Source organism: Geothrix sp., assembly GCF_049292215.1.
Taxonomy (GTDB): Bacteria; Acidobacteriota; Holophagae; order Holophagales; family Holophagaceae; genus Geothrix.
Map to the genome: position 1 here is coordinate 1 of NZ_JBATQW010000030.1, position 8,326 is coordinate 8,326.

The window sequence follows — 8,326 nt, forward strand, 5'->3', positions numbered from 1 at the left end:
TCCCTGGTCCTGGCCGTGCTCTTCGTGCTGGCCTTCCGCTTTCCCGGTGCCCTGGGCGGCTGGCTGGAACCCGTCATGGCCCTGCTGTTTCCGCTGCTGCTGCTGGATGGACTGTTCAAAGGCCGGCATGCGGTCTGGACCTGGCTCACCCTGGTGGCCGGGCTGGTCCTCCTCTACCTCTGGGTGCCCCAGACCCTCGCCAGCAAAGGCGGTCTGCCCTTCGGCGGGGCTCTGGCGGGCATGCTCCTGCTGAGCGCCTGGGAGGCCACCGGACTCTGGGTGGTGGCCGTGGGCTCCCGCTGGATGTTCCGCCGGACTGGGGCCCTGGGTGCCGCCCTGGCGGCGGCCCTGATCCTGCTCGCCTGGGAAACCTGGGGCTTCCACGTCTATCCCTGGACCTGGGGCGCCGCCTTTGGCGCCCTGCCATGGACCGCCCGCTCGGCCGCCTTCGTGGGCGCCTCGGGCCTGTCAGCCCTGGCCTGGGCGGCGGGAGCCTGGACCGCGGCGGTTCTCGCCGGCGGTGGTTCCCCGCGCCGGGCCCTGTTGGGTCCAGGCCTGGCCCTGGGCTTCTTCGTGGTGGCTGGAGGATTTTGGTACCTGCTGCCCCGGGAGGCGGCCCGCAGCCTCGACGTGGTGATGATCCAGCCCAACTTCCCCGCAGGTCAGCGCTGGGTGGGCATGGAAGCCGACATGTGGCGGCGCAGCGATGCCCTGCTACAGGCCCGGGGCTGGCCACGATCCGGCCGCGCGACCCTGCTGCTCTGGCCCGAGAGCTCGGTCCTGGGCAGGGATGACCGCCAGCCCGATCCGCGCCTCGGGGCCGAAGCCGCCTCCCGCGGGGTGGCCTGGCTCTTCGGCACCGAAGGCGGGCTCTTCAACCTGGTGCGGGGCGAGGTGGCGGGGCGGCCCACCTTCCTCTTCGCGAAGACCGAGCCCATGCCCTTCGGCGAGCGCATGCCCGGCCCCGCTCCGCTCCGGACCTGGCTGGACAGGCAGCTGGGATTCCTTTCCCAGGAGGCGGGCGAGCTGACGGAAGGCTGCGCCTTCGTGGTGCCCTCCACGGCCGGCGTCGTGCGGGTCCACCCCCTGATCTGCAGTGAGGCGCTGATGCCCGAGCGCACCCGGTGGGGCCTGGCCCTGGGCCAGGCCAACCTGCTGAGCAACCACACCAACGACGGCTGGTTCGACCGGAGCATCGCCACAGACCTGCATGCAGCCCAGATTCGGCTGCGGGCCTCGGAGCTGGGAGTGCCCCTCCTCCGGGCCACGTTGTCGGGAAAATCCGGCGTCTTCCGGGAGGATGGTCGATTCGAGTTGTGGGGCGAGCCCCTCAGCGAGGGTGCCTACGCCGTGGAGCTCCAGTGGCGGCCTGTCCGCACGCCCATGCGCTCGGCATGGCTCCTACCCTTCCTGATGGCGGGTCTTCTGGCGGGATGCCTCCTGCTAGGATGGAAGACCTTGCCCCGGAAACCCTGATGAATCGAGATTTCCTCGTACCCGAGCCACTGGCGACGCCTCAGGGCACAGTGGCCTTCTTCGACGAGACCTGGACGGTGGATCCCCGGGAGCTCCAGATCTTCTTCCAGGCCGAAGAGGTCTACTGGACTGCCTACCGGACCATCGAGCAGTGGCGGCGTCTGCTGGCCTGCTCCCGCATGCTGACGGCCCGGCTGGTACCGGAGGGCCACATGGGCGGCCGGCTGGTGGGGGCCACGCGCCTCTGGTCCGATCATGCCTACGAGGCCAAGCTCTACGACGTGGTGGTGGCCCAGGACCTCATGAGCTACGGCATCGCGTCGGAACTGGTCAAGTGGGCCCTGCGCCACCCCTGGGTTGGCGAGGTGCATCGCTTCGTGCTGGAAACCCGGGACGCGACGGACTTCTACCCCCGCTTCGGCTTCCAGCCGGGTCAGGAGGTGGACAGCCACCACATGCGTGTGAAGACCGCCGAACTCCAGGCCCGGGGTCTCCGGTGACCGACACCAAGCCAGGCTTGGCCGAAATCGCCCTCCAGCCGCTCATCCTGGCCAGCGCGAGTCCCCGGCGGCGCCACTGGCTGGAGGCCATGCGCATCCCCTTCGAGCTGCAGGCCCCCCAGGTGGACGAGACCCCCCTGCTCGACGAGGATCCCTCCGACCTGGTGCTGCGGCTGGCCGAGCTCAAGGCCGAGGTCATCGCCGCCCGCAACCCCGGTCGCTGGGTCATGGCTGCCGACACCACCGTGGCCGTGGACCACCACACCCTGAACAAGCCCGTGGACGTGGAGGACGCTGTCCGCATGCTCACGCTGATCCAGGGCCGGGCCCATCAGGTGCACACCGGCTTCTGCCTGCAGCGGAACGACCTCACCCACAGCTTCGTGGACACGGCCCAGGTTTTCTTCCGGCCGCTCACGGAGGCCCAGATTCGCTGGTACGTCGGCACCCGGGAACCCATGGACAAGGCCGGAGCCTACGCCATCCAAGGCATCGGGGCCCTCTTCATCGAGGCGGTCGAGGGGAGCTTCTCCACCGTCATGGGGCTGCCCGTGGAGCGGATGGGGGCCCTGTTCGGCCACCTGGGCCTGCTGAAGCCCTGGATGGGTTTTCCGAAGGCCTGACGGATTTACCAAGTGATTTGACGCCCGGTCATGGAGGAAATCGTCCTTTCGGACGATGCCGATATAGACCACCGCAAAATCCTCTTAAATGTCTGGAAACGCCTCAGAAAAAATAGGTAACCTTTCGGGTTCCCCTGCCTTATCATCGTGATCTGCGACACAACTTGCCGAGTTGTCGCCTTGGGGTGTAACCCCGGGTTTGGATGATGTCTTAAGAATTTATTAGACAGACTTGGACCCTTTCGTCCAAGCAGATCAGCCTGACACCGGGGGACCCCCCGGCCCCATGTTCCGCTGGCCCACCGATCCCCGATTCGTCCTTCTGAAACACCGTTCCCTGATGGCCTCTCGGGCCTGCTCCGCGAGCCAGCGCTTTCCAAGGGGTTGTGCATGCACCGATTCGACCAGGCGTTCCGCTTCGTCCTGCCGGCCGCGGCCGTGGCGGTCCTGGCCACCGTCCTGACCGTGGGCTGGTTCACGCAGCCGGACCGCTTCGCCAAGGGCTATGCCCCTGAGCAGCCCATCCCCTTCTCCCATGAACTCCACGCCGGCACCCTGCGGATGCAGTGCCAGTACTGCCACTCGGGCGTGGACAAGTCCCGGCATGCGGGCATTCCCAGCCCGGACCTCTGCATGGACTGCCACAAGGTCACTAAGGTGGACCGGCCCGCCATCCAGAAGCTGGCCCGGATCGCCAACTCCGGCGAGCCCCTGCCCTGGCAGCGGGTCCACAGCCTCCCCGACCATGTCTTCTTCGACCACCGCCCCCATGTGAATGCGGGCATCGCCTGCCAGAGCTGCCACGGCGAGGTGCAGACCATGAAAGTGCTCACCCGCGAGATGGGCCTGCGCATGGGCAACTGCCTGGGTTGCCACAGGGACCCCCACGCGGCCCTGCCGCCGGGCTCGAAGATCACCAAGGGCGCTGAACACTGCGCCGCCTGCCACCGCTAGGAGACTCGACGATGGCCGACACTCCCCGCAAACCGATCGTGGACCGCGCCACGGCCCTGCTGGCCGGCCCCTTCCTGCTGGGCCAGCGCGCGCTGAGCTGCGTGTTCGCCCCTGGGCAGGACACCCCGGTCGAGGCGCCTGCCCCCGCCGTCTCCCGCCTCACCATCACGCCCCCCGAACACGCCATCAAGCGCCGCGGATGACCCGATGAAGACACGACTGCCCGAACATGGCCCTCTCGAGACTCCGCGCTTCTGGCGGACCCTTGAGGAACGCATCGAAACGCCGGAAGCCCAGGCGGCCGCCCACGACGAGTTCCTTCCGGGTGCCGTGCCCACCAGCTATGACGATGTCCACGGACTGCCACCCCAGAGCGGCTTCTCCCGCCGCGACTTCCTGGGCCTGGTTAGCGCCACGGCCGCCCTAGCCGCCACCGTGGCCTGCGACCGCAAGGGCCAGGGCACGGTCGTGCCCTACACCAAGCGTCCCGTGGAGGTCGTGCCCGGTGTGGCCAACCACTACGCCAGCGCCACCCACGAGGGCCGCCGAGTCTACCCCGTGCTGGTGAAGACCCGGGAGGGCCGCCCCATCCACCTCACGGGCAACGACGAGCACCCTGGCGTGAAGGGCAAGACCAGCCCCCGCACCCTGGCCGACGTGCTGCGCCTCTACGATCCCGACCGGCTCCGTGCCCCTAAGGCCGAAGGCCGGACCACAAGCTGGACCGACGTCGAAGGCCAGTTCCACAACGCCCTGCGCTCGTCCAAGTCCTCAGGCAAGGCGGTTCTGCTGGTCTCCCCGGCCGTGGTCTCCCCCAGCCGGAAGGCCCTGCTGGCAGAGCTCAAGGCCGCCCTGCCGACCCTGGAGCACCTGTCCTATGAACCCGCCGCCGGCGATGCCGCCGAGGAGGCCGCCAAGGCCAGCTTCGGCCAGGCCGTGGACCTGCAGCCCCGACTGGCCAAGGCCAAGGCCATTCTCTCCTTGGGGGCCGACTTCCTCAATGGCGAGGACCCCGAGTCCCTCTCAGCCTGGGGGGCCCAGCGCCGCCTGAAGAGCGCCAAGGACAGCATCAACCGCCTCTGGGTGCTGGAAGGCCCCCTGACCCTCACGGGCACCAACGCCGACCAGCGCGTGCCCATCTCGCCTTCCCGCCTGGGGGCCGTGGCCTTCGCCCTGGCGAAGGAACTGGCCGCCAAGGGCGTGGCCCTACCAGCTGGCACCGATCTTTCGTCCATCTCGGCAGGCGTGCCCGCGGAGCTTGGAGGGAACACCAAGCTCTGGACGAACCTGATCAAGGATCTCCACCATGCGGGCCGGAACGCCGTGGTGCTCTGCGGGGCCCAGATGCCCGCCGAGGCCCACCAAGCCGCCCACCTGCTTAACGCCATGCTGGGTTCCGAGGGTGTGGCTGTTCGCGCCGCGGAGCCGCTCGCCACGGTCCGGGACCTCGAGGCCGCCGTGAAGGCCATGGCCGAGGGCCGCTATGCCGCCGCGATCTTCTGGGACGTGAACCCCGCCTTCACCTTCCCGAGGGCCTCGGCCTGGCAGCAGGCCATGACCAAGGTGCCCTTCCGCGCCTGGATCGGCCAGGTGGAAGACGAAACCTCGGCCCAGTGCCAGGTGCTGCTTCCCGAGAGCCACTGGTTGGAGAGCTGGGGCGACTTCAGCACGCCGGGCGCCGCCGTCCTTCAGCAGCCCACCGTGGGCACCCTCTATGACACCCGCCAAGGCGAGGACATCCTCCTCGGCGCCCTGAAGGCGCTCGGCGCCGTGGCTCCGGATGGCTACCACGCCTACCTCAAGGCCCGCTGGCAGAAGAACCTGCCCGCCACCACGTCCTTCGAGCAGGCCCTCCACGACGGCCTTGTGAAGGTCGATGACAAGAGTGCCGCACCCACGTTCAAGGGGGCCTCCGTGGCCGCCGCCGCCAAGAAGGCAGCCGGGGCCCGGGCCGAGGGCTTAGAGCTGGTGCTCGTCCCGGGTTTCGCCACCCATGATGGGCGCCATGCCAACAACAGCTGGCTCCAGGAAACTCCCGATCCCATCACCAAGATGACCTGGGACAACCCGGTCTTGGTGTCGGTCCAGGACGCCCAGGCCCTGGGCATTCAGGAGGGTGATCTCGTCAGCCTGACCTTGGGTGATGCCACCCTGCGACTTCCGGCGGTCCTTCAGCCCGGCCAGGCCAAGGGCGTGCTCACGCTGGCCCTCGGCTACGGCCGCGGCACCGGCGGCGTCGCCAAGGGCGTGGGCGTCAATGCCTTCCCCCTTATGGGCCTGGACCCGGCCAGCGCGAACCTCGTCCACGGGGTGCGCCTCGCCAAGGCAGGTGGCAGGAAGGAGCTCTCCCGCACCCAGAGCCACCACCGCATGGAGGGCCGTGACCTCGTCCGCTCCCTCACCATGGACGAATACGAGCACAACCCGAAGGGGCATCGGCACATGCCCGAGCTGGTCTCGCTCTACGAGGAGCAGAAGTTCCCGGACCACAAGTGGGGTATGGTCATCGATCTGGCGGCCTGCACGGGCTGTTCCGCCTGCGTGGTGGCCTGCCAGTCGGAGAACAACGTGCCGGTTGTGGGTCCCGAGCAGGTGGCCCGCGGCCGTGAGATGCACTGGATCCGCATCGACCGCTACTACGAGGGCGAGTTGGAGAACCCCAAGGTGGTCCACCAGCCCATGCTCTGCCAGCACTGCGATAGCGCTCCCTGCGAAACCGTCTGTCCCGTGAACGCCACCAACCACAGCCCGGACGGCCTCAACCAGATGGCCTACAACCGCTGCGTGGGCACCCGCTACTGCGCCAACAACTGCCCCTACAAGGTGCGACGCTTCAACTTCTTCGAATACACCGCCACCAAGACCGAGCCCGAAACCCTCGTGAACAACCCGGAGGTGACGGTACGGCCCCGCGGCGTCATGGAGAAGTGCTCTTTCTGCGTGCAGCGCATCCAGGACGTGAAGATCCGCGCCAAAGGCGAGGGCCGCAGCATCCTCGATGGCGAGGTCACCACCGCCTGCATGGCCGGATGCCCTTCGGATGCCATCGTGTTCGGCGACCTGAAGGATCCCAAGAGTAAGGTCGCCCAGTTGGTGGCGGCCAGCCGGGCCTACCGGGTGCTGGAGGAGGTGGGGGCCAAGCCTGCCATCACCTACCTGGCCGACCTGAAGAATCCTGCCGTCGAGGGAGGCTCCCATGCGCACTGACGCCGCCTCCACCGGCGCCATTCCGGAGGGCCTGCGCGAGCCCGCGCTCACGGTGGGCGTGGTCACCCCCGGCAGCCTGGACGACCAGGTACTCGCCTTCCCCGAGATCAGGCCCCCCAAGCAGTGGTACATCGGCTTGGCCATCACGCTGACCGCCCTCTTCATCGGGCTCGGTTTCATCGGCTACACCTTCGTGACGGGCATCGGCGCCTGGGGCAACAACAGCCCCGTGTTCTGGGCCTTCGACATCATCAACTTCGTGTTCTGGGTGGGCATCGGCCACGCGGGCACGCTGATCTCGGCCATCCTCTTCCTCTTCCGCAAGCGCTGGCGCAACGCCATCGCCCGGTTCGCCGAGGCCATGACGATCTTTGCGGTCATGTGCGCCGTGATCTTCCCGCTCATCCATGTGGGCAGGCCCTGGCTGGCCTACTGGCTCTTCCCCTACCCGAACCAGCGCGCCCTCTGGACCAACTTCCGGTCGCCGCTGCTCTGGGACGTGTTTGCGGTGAACACCTACTTCTCTGTGTCGCTGATGTTCTGGTACCTGGGCCTGATCCCCGACATCGCCTCCATGCGCGACCGGACCACCAGCAAGCTGCGCAAGGTCATCTACACCATCCTGTCCCTGGGCTGGCGCGGCGCCGCCCGGCACTGGCAGCACTACGAGAAGGCCTACCTGCTCCTCGCCGGCCTGGCCACGGGCCTGGTGCTCTCCGTGCACTCCGTGGTGAGCTTCGACTTCGCCACCTCGGTGGTGCCCGGCTGGCACATGACGATCTTCCCGCCCTACTTCGTGGCGGGCGCCATCTTCGCCGGCTTCTCCATGGTGGTGATCGTGCTGGTGGTCGTGCGCGAGACCATGCAGCTGAAGAACCTGATCACCGACCGCCACCTCGACGTGATGAACAAGGTGATCCTCGCCATGAGCTGCATCATGGGCTACAGCTACATGATGGAAGGCTTCACGGCCTGGTATTCCATGAACGAGTTCCTCCACCACGGCTTCATGAACATCATCACCGGCACCTACGGCTGGGCTGGCTGGCTCACCATCTTCTGCAACATCCTCTTCCCCCAGATCCTCTGGTTCAAGAAGGCCCGCACCAGCTACTTCTGGATGATCCTGGTGGCTCTGGGCGTCACGGTCGGCATGTGGTTCGAGCGCTTCGTGATCATCGTGATCTCCCTGCACCAGGACTTCCTGCCCTCGGCTTGGCGCATCTACAAGCCGACCATGACGGACTTCGGGATCCTGTTGGGCACCTTCGGGCTCTTCTTCACCATGGTCCTGCTCTTCGCCCGGGTCCTGCCGGTCATCGCAACCACCGAAGTGAAGGCGATCCTGCCGGACGCGCAGCCCTCTCACCATGGAGATGACCACCATGTCTGAGACCTCCTACGCCGTCCTCGGCATCTTCGACACGCCCAACGCCCTAATGGCGGCCATCCCCAAGGCCCGGGCCGCCAACCTCGGCACGGTCGAGGCCTACACCCCTTATCCCATCCATGGCATCGACGAGGCCCTGGGCCTGCGCAAGTCGCCCCTGGGCGGCATGGTGCTGG

At 67.5% G+C, this 8,326-nt stretch carries 8 protein-coding genes; all 8 read left to right on the forward strand.

Features of this window, described 5'->3' with window-relative positions; translation table 11 throughout:
• Nucleotides 1-1,476: apolipoprotein N-acyltransferase (gene lnt, locus WAS25_RS05990; protein WP_422310609.1), on the forward strand; the 1,476-nt coding region annotated here is incomplete at its 5' end.
• The gene (locus WAS25_RS05995; RefSeq protein WP_422310610.1) at nucleotides 1,476-1,976 is read left to right on the forward strand and encodes a GNAT family N-acetyltransferase; all 501 of its coding nucleotides are present in this window, start codon (nucleotides 1,476-1,478) and stop codon (nucleotides 1,974-1,976) included. The genes lnt and WAS25_RS05995, both read left to right, overlap by 1 nt.
• Nucleotides 1,973-2,599, forward strand: coding sequence for a Maf family protein (locus WAS25_RS06000; protein ID WP_422310611.1), 627 nt, complete (start codon nucleotides 1,973-1,975; stop codon nucleotides 2,597-2,599). Before WAS25_RS05995 ends, WAS25_RS06000 begins: the two co-directional genes overlap by 4 nt.
• 390 nt (nucleotides 2,600-2,989) lie before the next feature.
• On the forward strand, nucleotides 2,990-3,553 hold the full coding sequence (locus tag WAS25_RS06005) for a cytochrome c3 family protein (RefSeq protein WP_422310612.1): 564 nt from the start codon (nucleotides 2,990-2,992) through the stop codon (nucleotides 3,551-3,553).
• 11 nt (nucleotides 3,554-3,564) lie between these two features.
• Entirely contained in the window at nucleotides 3,565-3,756 is a 192-nt protein-coding gene (locus WAS25_RS06010; protein ID WP_422310613.1) for a hypothetical protein, read from the forward strand.
• A gap of 4 nt (nucleotides 3,757-3,760) precedes the next feature.
• Nucleotides 3,761-6,760, forward strand: a complete 3,000-nt coding sequence (locus tag WAS25_RS06015; protein ID WP_422310614.1) for a TAT-variant-translocated molybdopterin oxidoreductase — start codon at nucleotides 3,761-3,763, stop codon at nucleotides 6,758-6,760.
• The gene (nrfD, locus tag WAS25_RS06020) at nucleotides 6,750-8,153 is read left to right on the forward strand and encodes an NrfD/PsrC family molybdoenzyme membrane anchor subunit (protein ID WP_422310615.1); all 1,404 of its coding nucleotides are present in this window, start codon (nucleotides 6,750-6,752) and stop codon (nucleotides 8,151-8,153) included. The genes WAS25_RS06015 and nrfD overlap by 11 nt, the downstream gene beginning before the upstream one ends.
• On the forward strand, nucleotides 8,146-8,326 hold a 181-nt coding region (locus tag WAS25_RS06025), incomplete at its 3' end, for a quinol:electron acceptor oxidoreductase subunit ActD (protein WP_422310616.1). The genes nrfD and WAS25_RS06025, both read left to right, overlap by 8 nt.